21 protein-coding genes and 2 pseudogenes are annotated in these 24936 nt (G+C 66.1%); 11 read left to right on the forward strand and 12 right to left on the reverse strand.

The features are described 5' to 3' along the window. Window positions 1-4: 4 nt before the first annotated feature. The 4 genes from GJV37_RS12020 to GJV37_RS12035 are packed head-to-tail and all read left to right on the forward strand — an operon-like array spanning window position 5 to window position 2987. Window positions 5-1378 (forward strand): DUF1329 domain-containing protein, encoded by a 1374-nt coding sequence (locus tag GJV37_RS12020; RefSeq protein ID WP_193452547.1) that lies wholly within the window; start codon window positions 5-7, stop codon window positions 1376-1378. Between the two features lie 27 nt (window positions 1379-1405). Beyond that, entirely contained in the window at window positions 1406-1771 is a 366-nt protein-coding gene (locus GJV37_RS12025; RefSeq protein ID WP_193452548.1) for a YidH family protein, read from the forward strand. After that, window positions 1768-2088 (forward strand): DUF202 domain-containing protein, encoded by a 321-nt coding sequence (locus GJV37_RS12030; protein ID WP_193452549.1) that lies wholly within the window; start codon window positions 1768-1770, stop codon window positions 2086-2088. Before GJV37_RS12025 ends, GJV37_RS12030 begins: the two co-directional genes overlap by 4 nt. A gap of 2 nt (window positions 2089-2090) precedes the next feature. Then, on the forward strand, window positions 2091-2987 hold the full coding sequence (locus tag GJV37_RS12035; RefSeq protein ID WP_193452550.1) for a LysR family transcriptional regulator: 897 nt from the start codon (window positions 2091-2093) through the stop codon (window positions 2985-2987). Here the strand turns inward: GJV37_RS12035 and GJV37_RS12040 are convergent. Together GJV37_RS12040 and GJV37_RS12045 are read right to left on the reverse strand one after the other, a co-directional pair. Then, a complete protein-coding gene (locus GJV37_RS12040; protein WP_037013564.1) occupies window positions 2984-4555 on the reverse strand; it encodes a sensor domain-containing diguanylate cyclase in 1572 nt (523 codons plus the stop codon). The two genes, GJV37_RS12035 and GJV37_RS12040, sit on opposite strands and share 4 nt — an antisense overlap. Before the next feature lie 458 nt (window positions 4556-5013). Next, a complete protein-coding gene (locus GJV37_RS12045) occupies window positions 5014-6468 on the reverse strand; it encodes a high affinity choline transporter 1 (protein ID WP_024762509.1) in 1455 nt (484 codons plus the stop codon). Between the two features lie 381 nt (window positions 6469-6849). Here GJV37_RS12045 and GJV37_RS12050 point away from each other — a divergent pair, with 381 nt between their 5' ends. From GJV37_RS12050 to GJV37_RS12060, 3 genes are all read left to right on the forward strand, one after another. Beyond that, the gene (locus tag GJV37_RS12050; RefSeq protein ID WP_024762510.1) at window positions 6850-7458 is read left to right on the forward strand and encodes a DedA family protein; all 609 of its coding nucleotides are present in this window, start codon (window positions 6850-6852) and stop codon (window positions 7456-7458) included. A gap of 67 nt (window positions 7459-7525) precedes the next feature. Then, window positions 7526-8410, forward strand: coding sequence for a Dyp-type peroxidase (locus GJV37_RS12055; protein ID WP_024762511.1), 885 nt, complete (start codon window positions 7526-7528; stop codon window positions 8408-8410). Window positions 8411-8603: 193 nt separating this feature from the next. Beyond that, entirely contained in the window at window positions 8604-9023 is a 420-nt protein-coding gene (locus tag GJV37_RS12060) for a cupin domain-containing protein (protein ID WP_024762512.1), read from the forward strand. Between the two features lie 55 nt (window positions 9024-9078). Here GJV37_RS12060 and GJV37_RS12065 read toward each other — a convergent pair whose 3' ends face one another. Beyond that, window positions 9079-10413 carry an MFS transporter gene (locus tag GJV37_RS12065; RefSeq protein ID WP_024762513.1) on the reverse strand — a complete coding sequence of 445 codons (1335 nt, stop codon included), beginning with the start codon at window positions 10411-10413 and terminating at the stop codon, window positions 9079-9081. Window positions 10414-10946: 533 nt separating this feature from the next. On the opposite strand from GJV37_RS12065, the gene quiC reads away from it, so the two are divergent. Beyond that, entirely contained in the window at window positions 10947-12857 is a 1911-nt protein-coding gene (gene quiC, locus GJV37_RS12070; RefSeq protein ID WP_038803205.1) for a 3-dehydroshikimate dehydratase QuiC, read from the forward strand. A 102-nt stretch (window positions 12858-12959) separates the two neighbouring features. Then, a complete protein-coding gene (locus GJV37_RS12075) occupies window positions 12960-13628 on the forward strand; it encodes a TetR/AcrR family transcriptional regulator (protein WP_024762514.1) in 669 nt (222 codons plus the stop codon). Window positions 13629-13721: 93 nt separating this feature from the next. Here the strand turns inward: GJV37_RS12075 and GJV37_RS12080 are convergent. The 6 genes and pseudogenes from GJV37_RS12080 to GJV37_RS12105 all read right to left on the reverse strand — a co-directional run bounded on the left by GJV37_RS12080 (window position 13722) and on the right by GJV37_RS12105 (window position 20401). Further along, a pseudogene (locus tag GJV37_RS12080) lies at window positions 13722-14569 on the reverse strand (shikimate dehydrogenase). A gap of 5 nt (window positions 14570-14574) precedes the next feature. Then, entirely contained in the window at window positions 14575-15015 is a 441-nt protein-coding gene (aroQ, locus tag GJV37_RS12085) for a type II 3-dehydroquinate dehydratase (RefSeq protein WP_024762516.1), read from the reverse strand. Window positions 15016-15411: 396 nt separating this feature from the next. Then, complete coding sequence (gene lpdA / locus GJV37_RS12090; RefSeq protein WP_246228300.1) at window positions 15412-16818, reverse strand: dihydrolipoyl dehydrogenase; 1407 nt, start codon at window positions 16816-16818, stop codon at window positions 15412-15414. Window positions 16819-16835: 17 nt separating this feature from the next. Then, window positions 16836-18119 carry a dihydrolipoamide acetyltransferase family protein gene (locus GJV37_RS12095; protein WP_193452552.1) on the reverse strand — a complete coding sequence of 428 codons (1284 nt, stop codon included), beginning with the start codon at window positions 18117-18119 and terminating at the stop codon, window positions 16836-16838. Continuing rightward, entirely contained in the window at window positions 18120-19172 is a 1053-nt protein-coding gene (locus GJV37_RS12100; RefSeq protein ID WP_193452553.1) for an alpha-ketoacid dehydrogenase subunit beta, read from the reverse strand. Then, on the reverse strand, window positions 19169-20401 hold the full coding sequence (locus GJV37_RS12105) for a 3-methyl-2-oxobutanoate dehydrogenase (2-methylpropanoyl-transferring) subunit alpha (protein WP_024762519.1): 1233 nt from the start codon (window positions 20399-20401) through the stop codon (window positions 19169-19171). Before GJV37_RS12105 ends, GJV37_RS12100 begins: the two co-directional genes overlap by 4 nt. Before the next feature lie 271 nt (window positions 20402-20672). Here GJV37_RS12105 and GJV37_RS12110 point away from each other — a divergent pair, with 271 nt between their 5' ends. Beyond that, entirely contained in the window at window positions 20673-21134 is a 462-nt protein-coding gene (locus tag GJV37_RS12110) for an Lrp/AsnC family transcriptional regulator (RefSeq protein ID WP_024762520.1), read from the forward strand. Between the two features lie 196 nt (window positions 21135-21330). On the opposite strand, the gene GJV37_RS12115 is transcribed toward GJV37_RS12110, so the two are convergent. Beyond that, window positions 21331-22293, reverse strand: coding sequence for a GlxA family transcriptional regulator (locus GJV37_RS12115; RefSeq protein ID WP_169887566.1), 963 nt, complete (start codon window positions 22291-22293; stop codon window positions 21331-21333). Between the two features lie 261 nt (window positions 22294-22554). Between GJV37_RS12115 and GJV37_RS12120 the strand changes: the two genes are divergently transcribed. Next, window positions 22555-22797 carry a DUF2790 domain-containing protein gene (locus tag GJV37_RS12120; RefSeq protein ID WP_024762522.1) on the forward strand — a complete coding sequence of 81 codons (243 nt, stop codon included), beginning with the start codon at window positions 22555-22557 and terminating at the stop codon, window positions 22795-22797. Between the two features lies 1 nt (window position 22798). Here the strand turns inward: GJV37_RS12120 and GJV37_RS29815 are convergent, their stop codons facing one another. Both GJV37_RS29815 and GJV37_RS29820 read right to left on the reverse strand, forming a co-directional pair. Then, window positions 22799-23353: a methyl-accepting chemotaxis protein gene (locus tag GJV37_RS29815; protein ID WP_413247461.1), complete on the reverse strand. Its 555-nt coding sequence runs from the start codon at window positions 23351-23353 to the stop codon at window positions 22799-22801. A 303-nt stretch (window positions 23354-23656) separates the two neighbouring features. Further along, window positions 23657-24922 (reverse strand): annotated as a pseudogene (locus tag GJV37_RS29820) (HAMP domain-containing protein); the annotation flags it as partial. Window positions 24923-24936: the final 14 nt, after the last annotated feature.

Below are 24936 nucleotides of genomic sequence, written 5' to 3' on the forward strand. Positions count from 1 at the left end.
CCTCTTGAAACGCTTCCATTGTGTGTTATCCGCCATCCTCCTGGCCCAGGGCTCGGCCCTCGTGCTCCAGCAGGCCTGTGCCGCCGTCTCGGCCGGAGACGCCGCCAAGCTGCAAGTCTCCCTGACCCCCATCGGCGCCGAGCGTGCCGCCAGCACCGACGGCAGGATTCCGGCCTGGCAGGGCGGGCTATCCGGCGACGGCCTGAAGATCCAGGGCAACGGTACGCCGGCCGACCCTTATGCCGCGGACAGGCCGCTGTTCACCATCGATGCGAGCAACTACGAGCAGTACCAGGCCAACCTCAGCGCCGGGCAGATTGCACTGCTCAAGCGCTATCCCGGCCAGTACAAGCTGCCGGTGTACCCCAGCCGCCGCAGCGCGGGCGTCTCCGGGCAGGTGAAAGGCTGGGCTGCGCACAACGCCACTGGCGCCAGACTGGTGAACGACGGCAATGGCATCGAAGGTTTCCACGGTGCGGTGGCCTTTCCGATCCCGCAGAACGGCCTGGAAGCGATCTGGAACCACATCACCCGCTATCGCGGCGGAAGCCTGTTGTCGGTCAACGACAGCGCAGCGCCCCAGGCGAGCGGCGACTATGTAATCACCACCACCGAGCAGCGCTTCACCATGGCCGATCAGGTCAGCAACTACGAGCCGGGCAAGGTGGACAACATGTTGTTCTACTACAGCCACCGCATCACCGCGCCCTCGCGCCAGGTGGGCGAGGTGGTGCTGGTCCACGAGACTCTGGACCAAGTGAAGCAGCCGCGCCTGTCCTGGGTCTACAGCTCCGGCCAGCGCCGCGTGCGCCGCGCACCGGACAACGCCTACGACGCCGCCGGACCGACCACCGCCGGCCTGCGCACCGCCGACAGCCGCGACATGTACAACGGCGCGCCGGATCGCTACGACTGGAAGCTGATCGGCAAGAAGGAGCTTTTCATTCCCTACAACAGCTACCGCCTGGCCTCGCCGAGCCTGAAGTATGCAGACTTTCTCAAGCCCGGCGTGATCGACTCCGCGCCGACCCGCTACGAGCTGCACCGTGTCTGGGAAGTGGAGGCGACGCTGAAACCGGGCGCGCGGCACATCTACTCCAAGCGCCGCTTCTACCTCGACGAGGACAGCTGGACCGTGGTGGAGAACGATCAGTATGACAGCCGTGGCGAGCTCTGGCGGATCGGCGAGAACCACACCTTCTACCGCCCGGACGCGCAGGTGCTGTTGTCCGCCGCGCAGGTGTTCTACGACCTGCAGGCCGGGCGCTACATCGCTTCGAACATGAGCAACGAGCAGCCGCGGGGCTATGACTTCGGTTTCCGCGCCACCACCTCGGATTACTCGCCCGGCGCCTTGCGCGGACTGGGTATCCGCTGATGGGCGAACACCAATGAGCCTTCATCCATGAAGGGCGGCCGCAGCCGCCTGGCCGACCGCCTGCTGGGCGGCGGCCAGGAACCGGACCCGCGTTTCAGCCTGGCCAACGAGCGCACCTTCCTGGCCTGGATTCGCACCTCCCTGGCGCTGCTGGCGGGCGCCGTCGCGGTGGACGCATTCATCGGCCCCGCTCTGACGGGATCCTCGCGAACCTTCCTGGCGCTGCTGCTGGCTTGTCTCGGCCTACTGACCGCCGGGGCCGCCGGATTGCGCTGGTTGGGCGTGGAGCGCGCACTGCGCCATGGGCGGCCCTTGCCGGTGCCGCTGCTGGTGCCGCTGCTGGCACTGACCTGTGTCGTACTGGCTGCCGGGCTGATCGGCTTCCGGCAATGAACCGCGATAACGGATTGCAGGCCGAGCGCACCACGCTCGCCTGGATGCGAACCTTGCTGCTTCTGCTGGTGCTGGCGGCGATGGTGCTGCGGCGCATCGCCGAGCTGTCCGTGCTGGCGCTGATACCCGCGGCGTTGCTGGTGGGCTGCGTGCTGGTCTGCCTGGTCGGGCAGGGCGGCCACTACCGGCGCAGTTGTCGAATGCTCGCCGGAGATCACCAGGGCGGCACCGGCTGCGCCGTGGCCTGCCTGTGTCTGGCGCTAATACTCATCGCCGGCTTGCTGCTCGGCCTGATCCTGCTGCACGACGAAACCTGACCATGCACGACCTGTACGATCTTGACCTGAACCTGCTGTCGGTCTTCGACGCAATCTACCAGCAGCGCAGCATCACCCGTGCGGCTCGACTCATGGGCCTGAGCCAGCCTGCGGTGAGCAACGCCCTGAGTCGCCTGCGCAAGCACTGCGGCGACCCGCTGTTCCTCAAGAGCCATCTGGGTGTGACGCCCACCGTGGCGGCGCACCGGCTGGCCGATCACGTGCGCCTGGCCTTCGAGAGCCTGCGCGAAGGCTGGCGTCAGGTGCCGGGGCGCGAGCCTTCCACGCCCGAACTGCGGGTCAGCTGCATCGACTGCCTGCAGCCGCTGTTCCTCGACACGGCACTGGCGCGGCTTGGCGAGAGCTGGCGGGTAACCTTCTACCAGCCGCAACGCCGCGCAGCCTTCGACGAACTGCGTGGTGGCCAGCTGGACATTCTGCTGGACATCGATCAGGTGGTGCCCTTCGGCTACGGCATCGAGCGCATCACGGTGCTGACGGACTACTACGTCTTCGCCCACGGCGCGGCGCTGGAGCAACCGCCGCAATCCCTGGTCGACTACCTGCGCCTGCCGCAGGTTCAGGTATCCGCCCGGCGCTCGGGCTTGTGTCCGGTGGACCTGCAGCTAGGCTTGCGCGGGCTGCGCCGGAACATTGCCTGCCGGGTGCAGAGCGTGCTGGCCGCGCGCGTGATGCTCGACCGGCATCCGCTGGGAGTGACTTTACCGGCGCGCATGGTCGGCATATTGGGCCTGAGCAGCCAGCCACTGCCCCTGGACGGAGCCGTGGCATTCCCCGTGGCCATCTACATCGCCCCCGGCCTGGACGATGGCGGGCGAATCGCCGGCCTGGCGCGGGCACTGGCGTCACGCCTGGCAGCGCTGGTCGTGGCAGCTTAGGTATCGTCGTTGCTGACGACGCGGTTGCGGCCGGTCTGCTTGGCGCTATACAGGCGCTGATCGGCCTGCTTGAGCACGGCATCGGAGGAAAGCGACGTGCGGCCGCCCACGGCCACGCCGATGGACACCGTGACCTTGCCGACCTGGGGGATCAGTGTGCCGGCGACCGTTTCGCGGATACGCTCGGCGATGCTGCGGGCCGCTTCCAGGTTGGTTCCCGGCAACAGCAGGACGAATTCCTCGCCTCCGGAGCGACACGCCAGGTCTTCGCTGCGGGAGGAGTCGCGCAGTACGCCGGCGACCCGCCGCAGAGCCTCGTCGCCAGCGTCATGGCCCCAACTGTCGTTGACTCGCTTGAAGTGGTCGATATCCAGCAGCAGCACCGCGTAGGACAGCCCGGACTGCTCCAGTGCTGCCAGGGCTGCGCCGAGGGCGCGGCGATTGGCCAGACCGGTGAGCGCGTCGCTCTGGGCTTCCTGGCTGAGTCGGCCGAGCTTCTGCTGCATGAGCCCTACGCCCGTCAACAGCGCCTGGCGAATGGCCGCGGCCTCGCGGTACCAGGTCCTGATGGCGCGCAGCTCGCCCGGTGTTTCCGGTGCCGACAGGCGCTCGGCGCTGTAGGCCAGTTGCCGCAGCGGTCGGGTGATCAACAGCGCGCCGCCCCAGATCAGTAGCACGCCGAGCAGGCTGGCGGGGATCAGTCCGAAGAACATGTCCTTCATCAGCAGGCCCAGCGGCGCAAGGCTCAGGTCGCGGGGCTGCTGCGCCACCACGGCCCAGTTGGCCTCAGGCACCTGGGCGTAGCCGGCGAGCATTTCCACGCCTTGGGTGTTGGGCACCTCCATTGCGCCGGTTTCCCCGCGCAACGCGGCTTCCACCGTCGGGCTGCCCTTGAGCAGCTCGCCGACGCGCTGGGCCTCGGGATGGTGCAGCAGGCGGCGGTTGGCGTCGGCGACGAAGGCATAGGTGCCCTCGTGGTGGAAGTGGCTGCCGATGATGGTGTGCAGTACGCTTTGCTTGAGGATGTAGACCGAGCCGCCGACCAGCCCGAGGTATTCGCCGGAAGGGCTGACGATGGGCTGGGAGATGAACACCACCAGGTTGCCGGCGATGGACACATACGCCTGGCTGACCACTGGCTGCTTGAGTTGCAGGGCCTGCTGCACACCCACCGAGCGCAGCGTGGTGCCGACTATCTGCAGCGAGTCAGGGTAGGCCTCCAGGACCTTGCCGTGAGCATCGACGATGGCGATGGAGTTGAAGTAAGTGTCCTGGGATTGCAGGCGCATCGCTTCGGCGCGCAACACCCCGCGATCCCCCTGATGCGTTGCGAGGATATTGGCGCTGAAGGCCAGGTTGCGCTGCGCCGAATCGATAAACTCGCTGATGCTGGAGGCGACCTTGGCGGCGTAGGCGCGGTTGGCCTCCAGGGTGGTATGGATCAGCGCCGAACGTTGCACGGTATAGGCCACGACCAGGCTGTTGCCGAGGGTCGCCAGGGCGGCGAGCAGGACGAAGAGCAGGATCAGCAGCCGCAGGGTCAGCGGCTTGCGGCTCCAGCGCTTCATGCGGCCACCGCAGGTGGGCGAGGCGCACCGGGAGCTTCGACGAGGGGGCAGTTCTCTGCGCCGGGGCGCGATTTCAGGTGGCTGTCCATGGGGCCGGGCTCTGTACTGGGGCGGGCTGCCTGGTTCGTCTGTCTTCGACGGGTCGAAGTTCAGGATAGGCAGGGATGAGCCGCCAGTCACCTGTTCCGGGGCGGTTCAGCCGCCCGGGAGGGCAGCACGCCCGGCAGACAGCGCGTCACGATTGTTGGCGCAGGCGTGCGGCGTGCCTCCAAGCCTGCCTCCCATGCCCTCGACGGCAACTCTGCAGGAAGCTGCAGGGTGAGCTCAACCGGAGGTTGCGTACCGGGGTTTCCTGGCGGCGCGATTGGGGGAGTGCTGACACAGGGGACACCTCAGCAAATTCGCCGCCCATGAAAAAGCCCCGCACAGGCGGGGCTTCTTCTTCAACTGCGGCGCGATCAGTTGCCGGCGGCGGCAGCGGCCATGTCCGACACGCTCTCGCCACGGTGCTGGCTGAACTGCGGGGCCAGCGAGCCGACGATCATGCCGACGGCGCTGCAGATCAGACCCACCAGCTGCGGCGGCCAGAAGTCGCCTTCCTGGTGGCCAAGTTCCAGCGAGACCCAGCCGATCAGGCCGCAGGCGATGGCGGTCAGGGCGCCCTGGGTAGTGGCGCGCTTCCAGAACAGGCCGAAGAACAGCGGCACCACGGCGGCGACCAGGGTCACCTTGTAGGCGTTGCCGACCATCTCGTAGATGCTGGCGTTGGACAGCAGGGCGAACAGGCAGGTGGCGACGGTCATCGCCAGTACGCTGCAACGCATGGCCAGCAGGGCCTGGCGGTCATTCATGTTGGGCAGGAAGTGCTTGACGATGTTCTCGGTCAGGGTCACCGACGGAGCCAGCAGGGCGCCCGAAGCGGAGGACATGATGGCCGAGAGCAGGGCGCCGAAGAACATGATCTGGGCGAACAGCGGGGTACGTTCCAGGATCAGGTGCGGCAGGATCTGCTGGGAGTCTTCGGCCAGCCAGTGCTTGACCATCTCCGGTTCGATCATCGAGGCGGCGTAGATCAGGAAGATCGGCAGCATGCAGAAGACCAGGTAGCAGCAGGCACCGGTCATGGTGGCGCGCTGGGCGATCTTCTCGGTCTTGGCCGACATCACGCGGGCATAGACGTCCTGCTGCGGGATCGAGCCGAACATCATGGTCACTGCCGCGCCGAGGAAGGCTACGATGTCCTTCGCCGAGGTGCCGTGGAGGAAGGTGAACTTGCCTTCGCTGGCGGCGTGGCTGATCACGTTGACCGGGCCGCCGGCCATGTCACCGATCAGCCAGACGAGGTAGAACAGGCCGCAGACGATGATGATCATCTGCAGGAAGTCAGTCAGCGCCACCGACCACATGCCGCCGAACAGGGTGTGCAGCAGGACGATGATGGTGCCGATGATCATGCCCTGGGTGGTGGTCAGGCCGCCGTCGGAGAGCACGCTGAAGACCACGCCCAGCGCGGTGATCTGCGCAGCGACCCAGCCCATGTAGGAAATGATGATCACCAGGCTGGTGAAGATTTCCACGTGTTGGCCGAAGCGCTTGCGGAAGAAGTCACCGATGGTGAGCAGGTTGAGGCGGTACAGCGGGCGGGCGAAGACCACGCCGACCAGCATCAGGCAACCGAAGGAGCCGAAGGGGTCTTCGATGATCCCGGCGAAGCCTTCTTCGAGGAAGGTGGCCGGAATGCCCAGCACGGCTTCGGAGCCGAACCAGGTGGCGAACACCATGGTCACGACGAGGGGGAAGGACATGCTACGACCGGCGGCCGCGTAGTCCGAGGAGTTGTGCACGCGGGTGGTGGCGTAGAAACCGACAGCTACGGTGATCACCAGATACACCGCTACAAACCAGATCAGCATTTGTTCGTTCCGTTGGCTCGCCGGGAACCGTACCGCCGAGACGAAACTCGGGCAGGTGGGCCACGACTGACAAAGTTGTTTTTGTTGTGTTGCGCGGCCGAGGTCATCCGGTGCACCAGGCAGGGGAGCCGGAAAAACGTAACCAGTTGCGACAACGGGCCGCAGTCTGCCAAATCCGTTAAATATGTCAAACACTTGAATCGCCAATGAGCGAAAAAAATTACATTGCTGGACGAATGGTTGCGCTAAAGGATTGATTTGATTGGTTGCTAACGATCAAAAGTGACTGTTTAGTCTTTTATTTTTTACAGTCCATGTTCGATAAGCAGAACAGCTTGGGAGCCGCTAGGCTCTTGGCACGGCACGCTTTCAAGGACTTTCATGTTCGAGCATTTCGACCTGGCGCAATTGCTTTCCCAATACGGCTACCTGGCGCTGTTCATCGGTTGCCTGCTGGAGGGCGAGACGATCCTCATCCTGGCCGGCCTGGCGGCCCACCAGGGCCTGCTGGCCTACGTGCCGGTGGTGTTCTGGGCGACCCTGGCCGGCACCCTGGGTGACCAGTTGCTCTACTGGACCGGCCGGCGCGCCGGCGACCGCGCGCTGCCCTGGCTGCAGCGGCGTGGGTTGGCCGTGGAGCGGGTCACCGGGTTGATCGAGCGACATCCGCTGCTGGCGATCTTCTCCGTGCGTTTCCTTTACGGCATGCGCCTGGCCGGGCCGTTGCTGATCGGCGCGAGCCGGGTAGGGCCGCTGCGCTTCCTGCTGATCAACCTGCTCGGTGCCTTCTGCTGGGCGCTGCTGTTCGCCAGCGCCGGCTACTGGGCGGGGGAGGTGCTGGAGCGCTGGCTGGGCAACCTGCGGCCGTATCGGCTGCCGATCTTCCTTGCGGTGCTGGTGCTGGTGGGTGGATTGGAGCTGTGGCGGCGCCATCGGCAGCGGCGCAAGGCGCATTCCGGGGCAACCCGGGAAAGTTTGCACAAGCCTTGATACAGAGCGGTTTGGATTCGTGCGCGGCGCGATTAGAATCGCCGCTCTTTCGATCAAGGACGCTGTCATGAGCCTTTACCAGCCCGGCATTCTCGCCACCCCGGTTCCCGCCCACGCCCGCCATCTGTTCTTCGATGTGAAATCGCTGCAGGACCTGCCCGCCGCGCTGGATCGCCTGCTGCAGTTCGCCGATGGCGAGGGCGCGGTGGTCGGTTTCGGTGAGTCGCTGGTGCGCGCGCTGGGGCGCCGCATCGAGGGGCTGCGCGAGTTCCCGGCCATTTCCGGCGTGGGCGTGGACAACCCGTCTACCCCGCATGCGCTGTGGATCTGGCTGCGCGGCGAAGAGCGCGGCGAGCTGCTGCTGCGTACGCAGGAAGTCCAGGTGCTGCTGGCCCCGGCGCTGGAACTGACCTGCCTCACCGAAGCGTTTCGCCACGGTACTGGCCACGACCTGACCGGTTACGAGGACGGCACCGAGAACCCGCACGACGACGACGCCATTGCCGCCGCCATCGTCGATGGCGACGCAGCGGGTCTGGTCGGCGGCAGCTTCGCCGCGATCCAGCAGTGGCGTCACCAGCTACAGGACTTCGCCGCGCTGCCGCAGCACGAGCGCGACGACATCATGGGTCGCCGCCTGAGCGACAACGAGGAACTGGACGACGCGCCTGAGTCCGCCCACGTCAAGCGCACCGCGCAGGAGAGCTTCGAGCCCGAAGCCTTCATCGTGCGCCGCTCCATGCCCTGGACCCAGGGCCAGGACGCGGGGCTGATGTTCCTCGCCTTCGGCCGCACCCTGGACGCCTTCGAGGTGCAACTGCGCCGCATGAGCGGCCTGGAAGACGGCATCACTGACGCGTTGTACCGCTTCAGCCGTCCGCTCACCGGCGGCTACTACTGGTGCCCGCCGCGCAAGGACGGGCTGCTGGACCTGAGCGCGCTGCTCGGCTGAGCCGCCGCCGTCCCCGAGAGCCCCGCCAGTGTGCGGGGCTTTTTGTGGGCGCTGACGCGCTGGTTCGCGAGCACAGCACTGCACTGAAAGGGCGCCGCAATGGCACCCCGATCTTCGGCGGAATTGGCTGTTGGTCCGATGCACCCCGAGGCGTAGCGTGAACCCCACGTTCCCACTGCCCGAGGTACCCACCATGCACGCATCCGCATCCCTGAAACTGTTGTCCGCCGGCCTCGGCCTGGCGCTGAGCCTGCCGGTATTCGCCCATGGTGATGCGGCCAACCCGGAGAAAATCGACGTCCAGCAGGAGCAGAAGCTCCCCGATGCCGCCGGCAAGAAGGGCCTGATGATCACGGTTGCCTACGAGCCGGGCCAGGCGTCCGGTGCACACGTGCACAGCGGCTCGGTGTTTGCCTACGTACTCGAGGGCGCGGTGATCTCCCAGCTCGAAGGGCAGAAGCCGGTGACCTACCGGGCCGGCCAGTCCTGGTACGAAGCACCGAACACGCCGCACCTGGTCTCGCGCAACGCCAGCGACAAGAAGCCGGCCAAGTTGCTGGTGTGGATGCTGCTGGACGAAGGCGCACCGGTGCTCACGCCGTTGAAGAAGTGAATGCCCGAATGCAAAACCCCGCCAACTGGCGGGGTTCTTCGTCGTGGCTTGCGGATCACTCCGGCGCGCCGGGCACCTGGCGCGGGGCCATGAAGAACATCCAGGCCAGGGCCAGGAAGTACATGGTCGGGATCAGGGTGAAGAGGATCGCGTAGTTGTTGTGGGTGACGGTGAGGATGTAGCCGACGATCTGGGTCATGAACATGCCGCCAATCGCCGCGCACATGCCGCCGAAGCCGAACACCGTGCTCATCATGTGCTTGGGCGTGTAGTCCATCACCAGGCTCCAGATGTTCGCCGTCCAGGCCTGGTGCGCACCCACCCCCAGGGCGATGGCGGCCACGGCGATCCACAGGCCGCTGGCCTTGGCGGCGAAGACCACGCCGATGATGCAGCAGGCGCAGATGAACATCGACAGCAGGCGCGCATGGATGGGCTTCATGCCGCGACCGATCAGCCAGGACGACAGGATGCCGCCGCCGATGCTGCCGAAGTCTGCGGTCAACCAGATCAGCATCAGCGGAATACCCATCTGGGTGACGCTGATCCCCAGGCCGTATTGCTGGTTGAGGAAGGGCGGCAGCCAGTAGAGGTAGAACCAGAACACCGGCGCGGTCAGCGAAAGGGCCACGGCGAAGGCCCAGGTGCCGCGCATGCGCAGGATGGCGGAGAAGGGCGCGCGCTCGGCCGGCGGCTCGTCGGCTGCCTGGATGTAGTCCAACTCGCTCTGCTTCACCGTCGGGTGTTCGTCGGGATTGAAGTACTTCAGGCCCCACAGGATCACCCAGACGAAGCCCAACGCACTCATGCACAGGAACGCCGCCTGCCAGCCCCAGGCCGCGAGGATCAGCGGCAGCAGGGCAGGCGTGACCATGGCGCCGACGTTGGTGCCGGCATTGAAGATACCGGTGGCCATGGCGCGTTCGCCGGCGGGGAACCAGAGACGCGTGGTCTTCACGCAGGCGGGGTAGTTGGCCGCTTCGGTCAGGCCGAGGATGAAGCGGCAGACCATGAAGCCGGCCGCCGAACTGGCCAGGCCGTGGGCGCCAGTGGCGAAGCTCCACAGCAGCACGGCGAAGAAGAATGCGCGCTTCACGCCGATGCGGTCGATCAGCCGACCCTGCAGCACGAAACCAATGGCATAGCCGACCTGGAACCAGAAGTTGATGTTGGCGTAGTCCATGGCCGTCCAAGCCATCTTCTCGGCGAGGATCGGCTGCATCACGCCCAGGGCGGCGCGGTCGATGTAGTTCAGGGTAGTGGCAAAGAACACCAGGGCGAGCATGCCCCAGCGCACCTTGCCGACGGCCATGGCGCCACGCACCTTGCCGAAGAGGGAAGAACCGTGCGGAGCGACCGCGGCGAGGGGAGCGGATTGCGTATGGATCATGATCGGGCCATCCGTTATCGGGCTGACGCGCAGCCTCGGGAATTATTGTCGTGCCGCAAGCGTTCCGCGTACTCCACCGCCGATCGGCGAGGGTTGCAGGAATGACGTGCGGTGGCTGGCGAAAATCAGTGCGCGCGGCGGTGGCCGGACGGCGTGCACAAACCGGGCATCGGGCGGGCCAGGATGGTTTGGCGATGCGCAAGGGGGGCAGCGAGGCGGGGGGGAGTGATGTACATGAGCAAGTACCCGTTCTTGAAATTGTTATGGATGACATGCAGTCATCTCGCAGCGGCTGTCGTTGTTCCAGGGATTGAGGCAGGTCCCCGGCAGCCGGTTTGCGTCGACGTGGCCAAATCTTGAGCAGCGGCCGGAACAGCGTCAATTCGATAAACGGCCTTTGGTTCGGTAATCGAACACAAAACTAACCAGTTAGTACACTTTAAATTGCTGCCGGCCCGGACCGCCAGAATAATCGGACTCAGCCGGAGACCGATTCCAACAAGCCCCTCACCCCGCCCGGCAGGAGTTCAGAGATGCAACGTTCGATCGCCACCGTTTCCCTGAGCGGGACCCTGCCGGACAAGCTCGAAGCCATCGCCGCCGCCGGTTTCGACGGCGTGGAAATCTTCGAGAACGATCTTCTCTACCATGGCGGCAGCCCGCGCGACGTGCGCCGCCTGTGTGCCGATCTGGGGCTGGCGATCACCCTGTTCCAGCCGTTCCGCGACTTCGAGGGCTGCCGCCGCGACCGCCTGCCACGTAACCTCGACCGCCTGGAACGCAAGTTCGACCTGATGCAGGAGCTGGGCACCGACCTGGTGCTGATGTGCAGCAACGTTGCGGCGGACTGCCTGGGCGAGCGCGAATTCCTCCTCGAGGACCTCGGCCTCGCCGCCGAGCGCGCCGGCGCCCGTGGCCTGCGCGTGGGCTACGAAGCCCTGGCCTGGGGGCGTCATGTGAACACCTGGCAGCAGGTCTGGGACCTGGTGCGCGCGGTGGACCACCCGGCGCTGGGTGTGATCCTCGACAGCTTCCACACGCTATCGCTCAAGGGTGACCCTGCCGGCATCGCCCAGATTCCGGGGGAGAAGATCTTCTTCGTGCAGATGGCCGATGCGCCGATCCTGGCCATGGATGTGCTCGAGTGGAGCCGGCACTTCCGCAATTTCCCCGGCCAGGGCGAGTTCGATCTGCCGGGCTTCCTTGGGCCGATCCTCCAGAGTGGCTATCGCGGTCCGCTGTCGCTGGAAATCTTCAACGACGGCTTCCGCGCCGCGCCGCCGCGGGCCAACGCCGCCGATGGCCTGCGTTCGCTGCTGTATCTGGAGGAGAAGACCCGCGAGCGCCTGCTCGGCGAAGGCATGCCGCAGGAACAACTGGACTGCCTGTTCGCGCCGCCACCGGCCAGCCAGCTTGATGGTGTGGAGTTCCTCGAATTCGCCGTGGACGAAGCCCTTGGCGCGCGCCTGGGCAACTGGCTGGAGCGCCTGGGCTTCGCCCGCGCCGGCGAACATTGCTCCAAGGCGGTCAGCCTGCTGCGCCAGGGCGACATCAATATCGTGCTCAACGCCGAACCCTATTCCTTCGGCCACAGCTTCTTCGAAGCCCATGGCCCGTCGTTATGCGCCACCGCATTGCGCGTGCGTGGCGCCGCCAGCGCTCTGGAGCGTGCACAGGACTACAAGGGCCAGCCGTATCGCGGGTTGGTCGGCCCCAACGAGCGAGAGATTCCCGCTGTGCGTGCGCCGGACGGCAGCCTTATCTACTTGGTTGAAGAGCGTGCCAGCGGGCAGACCATCTATGACGTGGACTTTCGTCTCGATCCCGAGGCCCGGCCCAGTGGCCGGCTGCAGCGTATCGACCACATGGCCCTGGCCCTGCCGGCGGATGGGTTGGACAGCTGGGTGCTGTTCTACAAGGGGCTGTTCGACTTCGAGGCCGACGACGAAGTGGTGCTGCCCGACCCCTACGGCCTGGTGAAGAGCCGCGCCCTGCGCAGCGCCAACGGCAGCGTGCGGTTGCCGCTGAACATCTCGGAGAACCGCAACACCGCCATCTCCCACGCGTTGTCCAGTTATCGCGGCTCCGGCGTGCACCACATCGCCTTCGCCTGCGAGGACATCTTCGCCGAGGTGGCGCGGGCCAAGGATGCCGGCGTGCCTCTGCTGGAAATTCCGCTCAACTACTATGACGATCTCGCCGCTCGCTTCGACTTCGACGACGAATTCCTCAGCGAGCTGGCCTACTTCAATGTGCTCTACGACCGCGATGCCAACGGCGGCGAGCTGTTCCACGTCTATACCGAACCGTTCGAGGGGCGCTTCTTCTTCGAAGTCATCCAGCGGCGCGGCGGTTATGCCGGTTATGGTGCGGCCAATGTCGCCGTGCGCCTGGCGGCCATGGCCCAGGCACGCAACGGTACCACGCGCCGGCCGAAGGTCTGAGCCCGCTGCGCTTTGCCTGAAGGGCGCTGGGGCGCGCATAATCCGCGGATTCTTTCACCGCACAGCCGGCGCACTGGCGCCGGCGGACCGATGCCCGAGCCCATGACTGCCGACAGCGCCATCCAGCCTATTCCTGCCGAAACCGCCCGCCGGGGCCGCAAGAACAACCCGGAGAAGACCCGCGAGGATATTCTCCAGGCGGCCATCGTCGAGTTCGTCCAGCAGGGTCTTTCCGGGGCGCGGGTGGATGCCATCGCCGAGCGCATGAATACCTCGAAGCGGATGATCTACTACTACTTCGGCAGCAAGGAACAGCTCTACCAGGCCGTACTGGAGAAGCTCTACGGCGACATCCGCGGCACCGAGCAGACGCTGCACCTGGCTGAGCTGGAGCCGCTGGAAGCCATGCGCCGGCTGGTGGATTTCACCTTCGACCACCACGACCGCAACGTGGATTTCGTGCGCATCGTCAGCATCGAGAACATCCACTACGGCCAGTTTGCCTCCGGCTCCGAGGCAATCCGTTCGATGAACAGCAACATCCTGCGTACCATCGAGGACATCCTCCAGCGTGGCGCCACCAGCGGCGCGTTCCGTGGCGGCCTGCAGGCCATTGACGTGCATATGCTGATCAGCGGGTTCTGCTTCTATCGCGTGTCCAACCGCCACACGGTCGGATCGCTGTTCCAGATCGAGCTGGAGGACCCGGCGATCAAGGCGCGGCACAAGGACATGATCGTCGAGGCGGTGTTGCGCTACGTCCAGCCCTAGGCCGGCAGGATTTGGAGCGGGGAGGGGTCGCGAGCGAGCTCGCTCCTGCCGAAACCGCTCCATCTGGATCCTGGCGCAGGAGCGAGAGCGGAATCACACCGTCGCGAAATGCGCCAGCATCCGCTCAGCGTTCGCCTTCACGCCACTGAACAACTCGAACGCCTTCACCGCCTGGAACACCGCCATGTTGCCGCCATCCAGGGTGCGACAGCCCAGGCGGCGGGCGTGGCTGAGCAGTTCGGTCTCCAGCGGGAAGTAGATGATCTCCGCCACCCACAGGCGTGTGTGCAGCAATTCCAGCGGCAGCGGCGCACCGGGTAGCTTGGCCATGCCGACTGGCGTGGTGTTGACCAGCCCGTCGGCTTCGGCGAGTGCGCTGGCCAGGTCGTGACCGATCCGCGCGCGCTGTCCGCCAAAGTGGGCGTTGAGGTTGTCCACCAGCACCTGGGCACGGGCCGAATCCACTTCAAAGATCGTCAGTTGCTCCACGCCTTCGCTGAGCAGGGCATGGGCTACCGCAGCGCCCGCGCCACCGGCCCCAGTTGCACCACACGTTCGCGCGGCGCATCACTGAGGTTGCGGCGGAATCCCTCGGCAAACCCCAGACAGTCCGTGTTATGCCCGATCCGTCTGCCGTCACGCAGCACCACGGTGTTTACCGCACCGATGCCGCGCGCTTCATCGGAGAGTTCGTGCAACAGCGGAATCACCGCCTGCTTGCACGGAAAGGTGATGTTCAGCCCGGTGTAGCCCATGCGCTCGGCGGCAGCCAGCAGGTCGGGCAGGGCGGCTGAATCGACGCCCAGGGTGTCCAGGTCGATCAAGCGGTAGAGGTAGCGAAAACCCTGGGCGTCGCCTTCCCGCTCGTGCAGCGCCGGGGTGCGCGAAGCCTGGATGCCGGCGCCGATCAGGCCGGCCAGGACGGTACGGTGCTCACTCATCGGGCTCACTCCTGCAGCAGCTTGGCGAAGTGCTGGATGCCGGCGCGGTAACCGCCGCTACCCAGACCCGCGATCACGCCCACGGCGATAGCGGAGACGAACGAGTGGTGCCGGAATTTCTCGCGCTTGTGCACGTTGGACAGGTGCACTTCGATCACCGGCAATTCCACGGCGGCCAGTGCATCGCGGATCGCCACCGAGGTGTGGGTCCAGGCAGCGGGATTGATCAGGATACCGGCGCAGCGGCCGCGCGCCTGGTGAATCCAGTCGATCAGCTCGCCTTCGTGGTTGGTCTGGCGGAATTCGATTTCCAGGCCACTCTCGGCGCCGGTGCGTTGGCAGAGCGCGGCGATGTCGTCGAGGGTTTCGTGGCCGTAGGTGGCGGGCTCCCGGGTACCGAGCAGATTGAGATTCGGCCCGTTGAGCACGAGCAGGATGTGAGGCATGGGGAATGGCTCCGTTGTTCTTGTATGGCCGTAGAGGAAAGGCCTGTAGAAGCAAAATGTACCAAATGGTTAATTTGGTCAATGCGGGGCGGTGAAGCGGATATGGTGAGGAAAATTCCCTATAAATCGTCAAAACGCCGGAAACGTCGATGATTCACCAGGCTACGTAATCCCCTGTGCACAGGTGTGCAGAATCACATTCCGTGCGGTGATCGACCATCGGTGGGGGCGGGCTCCGCCCGTGACGGGTTCAAGCCCGCCGAGGACGTCCAAGGAGCACTCCCGCAGCAGGGCCACGGATTCGCGAGCAAGGACCAGACGTCCTCCTCGGCCCTGCAAAAAAAGACCCGCCAATCGGCGGGTCAGGAGGGGGAAGCCAGTTGGAGAGTGCAGGCTTCAGACGTGCAAGGCATGTCCCAGCGCGCGCAGCGCAGCTTCCTGCACGGCTTCGCCAAGGGTTGGGTGGGCGTGGATGGTGCCGGCGATGTCTTCCAGGCAGGCGCCCATTTCCAGGGACTGCACGAACGCCGTGGACAGCTCGGAGACCGCCTTGCCTACCGCCTGCCAGCCGAGGATCAGGTGGTTGTCCTTGCGTGCCACCACGCGGACGAAGCCATCGCTGGACTCCAGGGTCATGGCGCGACCGTTGGCGGCGAACGGGAAATTCGCCGTCAGCACCTCGTAGCCTGCGGCCTGGGCCTGCTCGGGCGACAGGCCGACCACCACCACTTCCGGATCGGTGAAGCACACTGCCGGGATTGCCGTGGGCGTGAAGGCGCGGCGCTTGCCGGCGATGATCTCGGCGACCATCTCGCCCTGGGCCATGGCGCGGTGGGCCAGCATGGGCTCGCCAGCGATATCGCCGATGGCCCAGACGTCGCGCATCGAGGTGCGGCACTGCTCGTCGATGCGCACGGCGCGGCCGTTCATGTCCAGGCGCAGGGTGTCGAGGTTCCAGCCGGCGGTGTTGGGATGGCGGCCAACGGCAACCAATACCTGGTCGGTCTCGATCACCCGTTGCGAGCCGGCGCCATCCTGCACGCGCAGGCCTTTGCCGTCCGGCTCCAGGCCCATGACGCTGTGGCCCAGGTACAACTCGATGCCGAGCTTGCGCAGGGCGTTGGCCACCGGCTTGGTCAGTTCCTCGTCGTAGGTCGGCAGGATGCGCGGCTGCGCTTCCACCACCGTGACTTCGACGCCCAGCTTGCGGTAGGCGGTGCCCAGTTCCAGGCCGATATAGCCGCCGCCCACCACCGCCAGGCGTTTGGGCAGGGCCTTGGGCGCCAGGGCTTCGGTGGAGGAGATGACGTTGCCGCTCACCGGCAGGAAGGGCAGCTCGACGGATTTCGAACCGGCCGCCAGCAGCAGGTGATCGGTGTGGATGTGCTGAGTGCCGCCTTCGGCGAGGTCGACCTCGACGGTCTTGCCGTCGACGATCCTGGCCCAGCCATTCACCACGGTGACGCCGTGCTTCTTCAGCAGCGCGGCGACGCCAGTGGTCAGGCGGTCGACGATGCCGTCCTTCCATTCCACGGTGCGCTGGATGTCGATGCTGGGCGCCTGCACGCTGATGCCCAGCGGCGACTGGCCGGCGAATTCGCGGGCCTTGAGGTATTCCTCGGCGGCGTGGATCAGCGCCTTGGACGGGATGCAGCCGATGTTCAGGCAGGTGCCGCCCAGCGAAGCGCCTTCCACCAGCACGGTGCGGATGCCCAACTGGCCGGCGCGGATCGCCGCGACATAGCCGCCGGGGCCGCCACCGATCACCAGCAGGGTGGTTTCGAGAGTCTGGTTCTGTTTCACGTCTCTGGCTCCACTCATCAGTCGATGAACAGGGTGGCGGGATGTTCGAGCAGGGCGCGCACGGCCTGGATGAAGGCGGCCGCGTCCATGCCGTCGACCACCCGGTGATCGAAGGAGGAGGACAGGTTCATCATCTTGCGCACGATGATCTGCCCGTTGATCACCATCGGCCGTTCGACCATGCGGTTGACGCCGACGATGGCGACTTCCGGATAGTTGATCACCGGTGTACTGACGATCCCGCCGAGCGCGCCGAGGCTGCTCAGGGTGATGGTCGAGCCGGACAGCTCCTCGCGGCTGGCCTTGCCATGCCGTGCGGCTTCGGCCAGGCGTGCGACTTCCGCGGCGTTGCCCCACAGGTCGCGGGATTCGGCGTTGCGCAGCACCGGCACCATCAGGCCGTTGTCGCTCTGGGTGGCGACGCCCAGGTGCACCGCGCCGTAGCGGGTGATCACGTCGGCATCGTCGTCATAGCGCGCGTTGAGCTGGGGGAAGTCGCGCAGGGCGACGACCATGGCGCGGGCGATGAAGGGCAGCAGGGTGAGCTTGCCGCGCGCCGCGCTGTGTTTGGTGTTGAGGTGGACGCGCAGTGCCTCCAGATCGGTGACGTCGATTTCCTCGACGTAGCTGAAGTGCGGGATGCGCCGCTTGGCCTCGGCCATCTTCTGCGCGATCTTGCGGCGCAGGCCGATCACCGGGATCTGGTGCTCGTCATGGCGCGCGGTGTAGCCGGAGGCGATGGTCGCGCCACCGTGTTCGAGGAAGTGCTCCAGGTCCTCGCGCAGGATGCGTCCGGCCGGGCCGCTGCCCTGGACGAACTGCAATTCCACGCCCAGGTCGCGAGCCCGCTGGCGTACCGCCGGCGAGGCCAGCGGCTTTTCGCCCGGCGCGCGGCGCGGAGCCGGAGAGGGCGCAGGGCGCACGGCCGGGGCGACGGGTTTGCTTTCGACGCGTGGAGCCGGCTTCGCTGCTTCGGCTACCGGCGCAGGTTTCTCCGCCGGTTGGGTTGGAGCTTCTTCATGAGCCTTCTGCTGCGCGGCTTCGCGGTGATTGCCCTGGCCTTCCACTTCCAGGCGGATCAACTCGCCGCCCACGGCCATCACCTGGCCGGGCACGCCGCCCAGGGCGAGGATCTTGCCGGCGACCGGCGAGGGAATTTCCACGGTGGCCTTGTCGGTCATGACTTCCGCCAGCAACTGGTCCTCATGGACCTCGTCGCCAACCTGGACGTGCCATTCCACCAGCTCGACCTCGGCGATGCCTTCGCCGATGTCCGGCATCTTGATGACGTGAGTGCCCATTCAGACCTCCATGGCGCGCTTGAAGGCCGCACCGACGCGGGCGGGGCCGGGGAAGTAGTCCCATTCCTGGGCGTGCGGGTAGGGCGTGTCCCAACCGGTGACGCGGGCAATCGGCGCTTCGAGGTGGTGGAAGCAGTTCTCCTGCACCAGCGACATCAGCTCGGCGCCGTAGCCGCAAGTGCGGGTGGCTTCGTGGACGATGACGCAGCGGCCGGTCTTCTTCACCGACTGGACTATGGTGTCCAGGTCCAGCGGCCAGAGGCTGCGCAGGTCGATGATCTCGGCGTCGATGCCGGTTTCCTCGGCGGCGGTCTGGGCCACGTAGACGGTGGTGCCATAGGTCAGCACGGTCAGTTCCGAGCCGGGGCGGGCGATGGCGGCCTTGTCCAGCGGCACGCTGTAGTAACCCTCGGGCACCTGGCTGGCCGGGTGCTTGGACCAGGGCGTCACCGGGCGGTCGTGGTGGCCGTCGAACGGGCCGTTATACAGGCGCTTGGGTTCGAGGAAGATCACCGGGTCGTCGTTCTCGATGCAGGCGATCAGCAGGCCCTTGGCGTCGTACGGGTTGGACGGCATAACGGTACGCAGGCCGCAGACCTGGGTGAACATCGCCTCCGGGCTCTGGCTGTGCGTCTGCCCGCCGTAGATGCCGCCGCCGCAGGGCATGCGCACCACCATGGGCACGGTGAAGTCGTTCACCGAGCGGTAGCGGATGCGCGCGGCTTCCGACACCAACTGGTCGGTGGCCGGGTAGACGTAGTCGGCGAACTGGATTTCCACCACCGGGCGCAGGCCGTAGGCGCCCATGCCGACGGCGGCGCCGATGATGCCGCTCTCGGAGATCGGCGCATCGAACACCCGGGAGGTGCCGTACTTCTTCTGCAGGCCCTCGGTGCAGCGGAATACGCCGCCGAAGTAGCCGACGTCCTGGCCGAACACCACGACGTTGTCGTCGCGCTCCAGCATCACGTCCATCGCTGAGCGCAGCGCCTGGATCATGGTCATGCTGGTGACCGCCTGGACCTTCTCGTGTTGCGGGTTCATGGCATTCATACCCCAAGCTCCTGGCGCTGCCGGCGCAGGTGTTCCGGCAGGTCCTTGTAGACGTCGTCGAACAGATTGGCGGCGCTGAACACGTGGCCGTCGACCAGCGAGCCGTGGCGTTCGGCTTCTTTCTGCGCGGCGATCACTTCGGCTTCCAGTTCCTTCTTCAGCGCTTCGTGCTGGTCGTCGGACCAGATGCCGAGGCCGACCAGGTGCTGCTTCAGGCGGGCAATGGGGTCGCCCAGGGGGAAGTTGGTCCAGTCGTCGGCGGGGCGGTACTTGGACGGGTCGTCCGAAGTGGAGTGCGGGCCTGCACGGTAGGTGACCCACTCGATCAGGCTCGGGCCGTGGCCGCGGCGGGCGCGCTCGGCGGCCCATTGCGAGGCGGCGTAGACCGCGAGGAAGTCGTTGCCGTCCACCCGCAGGGAGGCGATGCCGCAACCCACGCCCCGGTTGGCGAAGGTGGTGCCTTCACCGCCGGCGATGGCCTGGAAGGTGGAGATCGCCCACTGGTTGTTGACCACGTTGAGGATCACCGGCGCGCGGTAGACGTGGGCGAAGGTGAGGGCGGTGTGGAAGTCGGATTCGGCGGTGGCGCCGTCGCCGATCCAGGCCGACGAGATCTTGGTGTCGCCCTTGATCGCCGAGGCCATGCCCCAGCCGACAGCCTGGATGAACTGGGTGGCGAGGTTGCCGGAGATGGAGAAGAAACCCTTCTCGCGGCTGGAGTACATGATCGGCAGCTGGCGGCCCTTGAGCGGGTCCTGCTCGTTGGAGAGCAGCTGGCAGATCATGTCTTTGAGCGGGTAGTCGCGGGTGATCAGGATGCCCTGCTGACGGTAGGTCGGGAAGGTCATGTCGCCGTCCCGCAGGGCCATGGTGTGGGCGGTGGCGATGGCCTCTTCGCCCAGGCACTGCATGTAGAAGGACATCTTCTTCTGGCGCTGGGCGGTGAGCATGCGCGCGTCGAAGATGCGCGTCTTGAGCATCAGGCGCATGCCGCGCAGCAGTTGCTCGTGGCTCAGTTCCGGGGCCCAGGGGCCGACGGCGTTGCCGTCGTCATCGAGCACGCGTACCAGGCTGAAGGCCAGGTCGGTCGTTTGCGCGGGTTCCACGTCGATGGCGGGCTTGCGCACCTCGCCGGCGGGCGAGAGATGGAGGTAGGAGAAGTCGGTCTTGCAGCCCGGGCGTCCGGTGGGTTCGGGGACGTGCAGGCGGAGTGGGGCGTAGTCGGTCATGGCGGTCTCCAGTTGTGATCGTGGGTGTGGATCAGCGAACGGAAGAAGCCATGCCTGGCGGGCGCACCCGGCCGGGTCGGGCTACGGTGCAGGTGCCGCGCGGGGTCGCGTGGCGGGTGGTGACATCACTCATGGTGAGGTCCTCGGTTGTTGTAGTTGTGGTTTCAGTATAGGTGTGACCGATTGGTTTTTTGCTCCAAATTGACTAGCTCAGAGCTTAAGGATTAGTGTGTTTGCACTATAAAAACAGCACTGAGTAGTACGACCAAAAATGGCTGATCTCGACCGCACCGACCTGAAAATCCTCCGCGCCCTGGCCGACGATGGCCGCCTGTCCTGGCGCGATCTGGCGCAGAACATCGGCCTGTCGCTGACCCCGACGCTGCGCCGGGTCCGCCGCCTGGAAGAGGAGCACTACATCCAGGGCTATTTCGCCCGCCTCGACGAGGAGCGCCTGTCCGGCGGCATGAGCGTGTTCGTCTCGGTCTCCCTGGAAAAACAGACCGGCGACTACCTCGCCCGGTTCGAAGAACGCATCGTCCAGGCGCCGCAGGTGATGAGCTGCTTCCAGATGACCGGCGACGCCGACTACATGCTGCGGGTGGTGGTGAAGGACCTGTCGGCCTACCAGCTGTTCCTGACCAATACCCTGACGCAGATTCCCGGCGTGGCGGGGATCAAATCGGCCTTCGCCTTGAAGTCGGTGATGCTGCGCTCGGCGCCGCCGATCTGAGCCGGACAGGCTCATCGCAGGAGCGAGCCTGCTGTCTGCCGAGGTTTCCGTGTGGACGGACAGCAATCGCTGACGAAGTCCGCTCCCACGCTCGATCGGAATAGGTATGGGCGGTTGTGGGAGCGGGTTTATCCGCGGTCGGGTGGGCACCGCAGGCCACAGGTTCGCGAGCAAGCTCTCTCCTACAAAAAGCAGGTCAGCCCTCGCGGCGGAACTGCTCCCGATACTGCGTCGGGGTCACGCCCAGGCGTTGCACGAACACCAGGCGCATGCGCGCCGGGCTGCCGAAGCCGCAGCGCCAGGCGATCACTTTCAGTGCCAGGTCACCGCCTTCGAGCAGCCCGCGTGCGGCGTCGATGCGGGCGCGCTGGACGAATTCCGCAGGGGTTACGCCTGCCTCGCGGACGAACACACGAGCGAAGCTGCGCGGGCTCATCGCCACTTCGGCGGCCAGTTGCGGTACGCCCAGCGGTTGGTCGAGGTTTTCCTGAACGTAGCGCTGGATACGCGCCACGGGCGAGGTTTCGTCGGCCGGCGCCTGTAGGAAGGGGCTGAACTGCGATTGTCCGCCCTGGCGCTGGGCGACCACCAGCAAGCGTTTCGCCACGGACAAGGCCACCGCCGCGCCGTGGTCTTCCGCCACCAGCGCCAACGCGAGGTCGATCCCTGCCGTGACGCCCGCCGAGGTCACCAGCGCGCCATCGCGCACATGAATGCGGTCCGGTTCCACCTGCGCCTGCGGGAACAAGTCGGCCAGGCGCCGTGCATCGCTCCAGTGGGTGGTCACGCGTTTGCCGTCCAGCAGCCCGGCGTGACCAAGCAGAAAGGCGCCGGTGCAGATCGAGCCATAGCGCGGCGCCAGCGCACAGGCTGCACGCAGCCAAGCGCGCAACGCCGGCGCGGGCGCCTCGTCCGGTAATCGCGGCCCGCCCGGCACCAGCAGGATATCGGCCGCGCAATCGCCCTGGTCGAGGCTGAAATCGGCACTGAGCAGTTGACCGTTGGACGCGCGCAAAGGCAGCGGCGGGGCGGCCAGGGTAATTACCTGATAACCCTGGCCGGCAGGAACGAAGGCATTGGCCTCGGCGAACACATCCAGCGGCCCGGAAACGTCCAGCGCCTGCACGCCGGGGAACAGCAGCATGGCCACGCGTTTCATGGCGCCTCCCGATCCGATCGATGGCGATCATTCTTGCGGCGGAACGCCCTGGCTGCAATCGGCGGGCGGGAACGAATGCTGCCATTCTGACAGCGGGAAGCGTCACAATCACAGGCCATGGCACACCCGCAAGGCATTATTGTTGCGCTAACCGAAGAAATGCATTGTCGAAGTCGATCTGTGTAGGAAAGGTCTCATCGGCTAGATTTATGGCAGTGGGCCACGATCGACGCGACCCGCGTGATCCCTGAGGTTCCCGCCATGAAATCCGCTCTACATGCACTCTTTGCCATCCCCGCCCTGCTGTTGTCCTTCAGCGCCTTCGCCGACGATGCTGCCGTTTACCACTACGGCATGCCGCTGGACGTCGCCAAGGTGCTGAGCATCAGCCAACCCAACGAGCGCTGCGAAGTCAGCCAGGCCACCATGGTCTACCTGGATTCCCAGGGCCAGCAGCACACCGTCAAGTATCTGCGCCAGACCCCGCGCTGCAGCGACATCTGAATCAGGCGCGGAACTGCTCCACCAATCCCTGCTGCCGGCTGGCCAGTTCGTTCAATGAACGGCTGGCGCCGGCGGCCTGTTGTGCGTGTTCGGAAATGGTCTGGGTGACATCGCGGATACCGGCGATATTGCGGTTGATCTCCTCGGCGACGCTGCTCTGTTCCTCCGCCGCGCTGGCGATCTGCAGGTTCATTTCGCTGATCAGGTTCACCGCCTCGCCGATCCGGCGTAGTGCATCGATGGCCTGCCGCGCTTGATCGACGTTGCCCTGGGCCTGGCTGAAACTGCCCTGCATGGCCTGAGTTACCGAGTGACCCCGGGCTTGCAGGTTTTCGATCACCTGGCGAATTTCCTCTACCGATTCCTGAGTGCGCCGGGCCAGCCCGCGCACTTCGTCCGCGACCACGGCAAAGCCACGCCCTGCGTCCCCTGCGCGCGCCGCTTCGATGGCGGCGTTGAGGGCCAGCAGGTTGGTCTGCGCGGCGATGCCGCAGATGACTTCCAGGATCGAACCGATCTGCTCGTTGCTCGTCGCCAGTTGTTGCAGCTCAGCCATGGCCTGGTGCATGCCGGCGGCCAGCAGGTCGATGCCGCTGTTGGTCGCGTCGAGGGTGCGGAAGCCGTCATCGCAGGCCTGCTCCGCGGTGCGCGCAGCTTCGGCGGCGCGAGCGGCGCTGCGCGCCGAATCCTGCGCGGTGGCGGACATCTCGTGCAGCGCGGTGGCGACCTGGTCGATCTCGCGGAACTGCTGCTGCATGCCGTCGCTGGTCTGCCGGGCGATCTGCGCGGAGCGGTCGGCGGTGGCATGGGCTTCGCGGGTGGCTGACTGCACGGCGGCGATGCTCGGTTGCAGCTTGTCGAGGAAGCGGTTGAAGGCGGTGGCGAGGCGGCCCAGTTCGTCGCGGCGCGGGTAGTCGAGGCGGCGGGTGAGGTCGCCTTCGCCATCGGCGATGTCTTCGAGCATGCGCGCCAGGCGCAGTATCGGCCGGCTGATGCCCAGCGCGGTGAGCGCCACCAGCAGCATGCCGAGCAGGCCGGCGGCGACACCGATGCCGATCTCCAGTGCAGTACTGCGCCAGCGCAGGTCGTCCAGCGTGCCCTTGAGGCGTTCAGCCGGGGCTAGCATCACCGCGCGCGGCACGCTGAGCAGGATTCCCCACGGGGCAGCATCCGGCACCGGGGCGAGACTGTGCAGCACGTTGATGGACTCGCCGTCGTCGCTGGACTGCGAGCGCCCGGCGGCAATCTCGGCGAGCACGGTCTTGTCGCCGAACTTCTGCCCCAGCTTCGAGGCATCGCCGCTGTCGCTGGCGACCAGCCCGTTTGGGCTGAGGATACGGATGCGGCCCTGGCCGTCGAACAGGCTGCGGCTGCCTTCCACGCTGCTCTGCTGGAGGGTGGCGAGGTCGATGTCGAAGCCGATGGCGGCAATCGCCTTGCCGTTTTCCAGCACGGGCAGGGTGACGCTGGTGACCAGCCGGCGCTGGCCGGAGGCTTCGTCGAAATACGGGTCGAGCACGCAGGGGCGGGCGTGAGTGGTGGAGCAGGTGAAGAAGGCGTTGTAGGGCTGGCCGCTGGGACCGGGCGTGGCGTCGCCGAGGACTTGCTCGGTGCCGATCACCCGCTGGGTTTCCTTGCCGTTCTGCAGCAGGTAGAGGGCGAAGCGCCCGGTTTCGTTGCTGCCCAGGTCTTCACGGGCGGCGAACTGGGCGTCTGCGGCGTCCAGCGCATCGGGCTGGAATACCAGGAACAGGCCGAGCAGTTCCGGGTGCGCGCCGAGCGTTTCTGCCATCGCCTGGTTAAGTGCGTTGCGCAATGCGGCGGGATCGAGAATGCCCTGACGTTGCTGTGCGCGAAGGGTCTGCACGGTGCGCCACAGGCCTTCGCCGAGCAGCAGGTTGTTTTGCAAACGCTCGCGGATCAGCAGGGCCTGAACCTGGCCCTGGGTTTCCAGGTTGTGCCGCGCGGAGGCGGCGAAGAGTTCGCCGCTGTCGTGCCCGATGGTCTGGCTGTCCTGTCGCGCCTGGTACAGCGACAGGCCGATCAGCACGCTGGAGACCAGCAGCAGGCAGAGGCCCGCCAGCCAGGTGATGCGGCCCTGGATCGAAGTCAGGAGGCTGGGCATGGCGGGCTCGCTTT

This window comes from Pseudomonas nitroreducens (genome assembly GCF_010994165.1).
GTDB lineage: Bacteria > Pseudomonadota > Gammaproteobacteria > Pseudomonadales > Pseudomonadaceae > Pseudomonas > Pseudomonas nitroreducens.

Coding starts and splice junctions, on each gene's coding strand:
- GJV37_RS12025 (WP_193452548.1), top strand. CDS start 1,406: ATGAAGGGCGGCCGCAGCCGCCTGGCCGACCGCCTGCTGGGCGGCGGC.
- GJV37_RS12030 (WP_193452549.1), top strand. CDS start 1,768: ATGAACCGCGATAACGGATTGCAGGCCGAGCGCACCACGCTCGCCTGG.
- GJV37_RS12035 (WP_193452550.1), top strand. CDS start 2,091: ATGCACGACCTGTACGATCTTGACCTGAACCTGCTGTCGGTCTTCGAC.
- GJV37_RS12040 (WP_037013564.1), bottom strand. CDS start 4,555: ATGAAGCGCTGGAGCCGCAAGCCGCTGACCCTGCGGCTGCTGATCCTG.
- GJV37_RS12045 (WP_024762509.1), bottom strand. CDS start 6,468: ATGCTGATCTGGTTTGTAGCGGTGTATCTGGTGATCACCGTAGCTGTC.
- GJV37_RS12050 (WP_024762510.1), top strand. CDS start 6,850: ATGTTCGAGCATTTCGACCTGGCGCAATTGCTTTCCCAATACGGCTAC.
- GJV37_RS12055 (WP_024762511.1), top strand. CDS start 7,526: ATGAGCCTTTACCAGCCCGGCATTCTCGCCACCCCGGTTCCCGCCCAC.
- GJV37_RS12060 (WP_024762512.1), top strand. CDS start 8,604: ATGCACGCATCCGCATCCCTGAAACTGTTGTCCGCCGGCCTCGGCCTG.
- GJV37_RS12065 (WP_024762513.1), bottom strand. CDS start 10,413: ATGATCCATACGCAATCCGCTCCCCTCGCCGCGGTCGCTCCGCACGGT.
- quiC (WP_038803205.1), top strand. CDS start 10,947: ATGCAACGTTCGATCGCCACCGTTTCCCTGAGCGGGACCCTGCCGGAC.
- GJV37_RS12075 (WP_024762514.1), top strand. CDS start 12,960: ATGACTGCCGACAGCGCCATCCAGCCTATTCCTGCCGAAACCGCCCGC.
- aroQ (WP_024762516.1), bottom strand. CDS start 15,015: ATGCCTCACATCCTGCTCGTGCTCAACGGGCCGAATCTCAATCTGCTC.
- GJV37_RS12095 (WP_193452552.1), bottom strand. CDS start 18,119: ATGGGCACTCACGTCATCAAGATGCCGGACATCGGCGAAGGCATCGCC.
- GJV37_RS12100 (WP_193452553.1), bottom strand. CDS start 19,172: ATGAATGCCATGAACCCGCAACACGAGAAGGTCCAGGCGGTCACCAGC.
- GJV37_RS12105 (WP_024762519.1), bottom strand. CDS start 20,401: ATGACCGACTACGCCCCACTCCGCCTGCACGTCCCCGAACCCACCGGA.
- GJV37_RS12110 (WP_024762520.1), top strand. CDS start 20,673: ATGGCTGATCTCGACCGCACCGACCTGAAAATCCTCCGCGCCCTGGCC.
- GJV37_RS12115 (WP_169887566.1), bottom strand. CDS start 22,293: ATGAAACGCGTGGCCATGCTGCTGTTCCCCGGCGTGCAGGCGCTGGAC.
- GJV37_RS12120 (WP_024762522.1), top strand. CDS start 22,555: ATGAAATCCGCTCTACATGCACTCTTTGCCATCCCCGCCCTGCTGTTG.
- GJV37_RS29815 (WP_413247461.1), bottom strand. CDS start 23,353: ATGGCTGAGCTGCAACAACTGGCGACGAGCAACGAGCAGATCGGTTCG.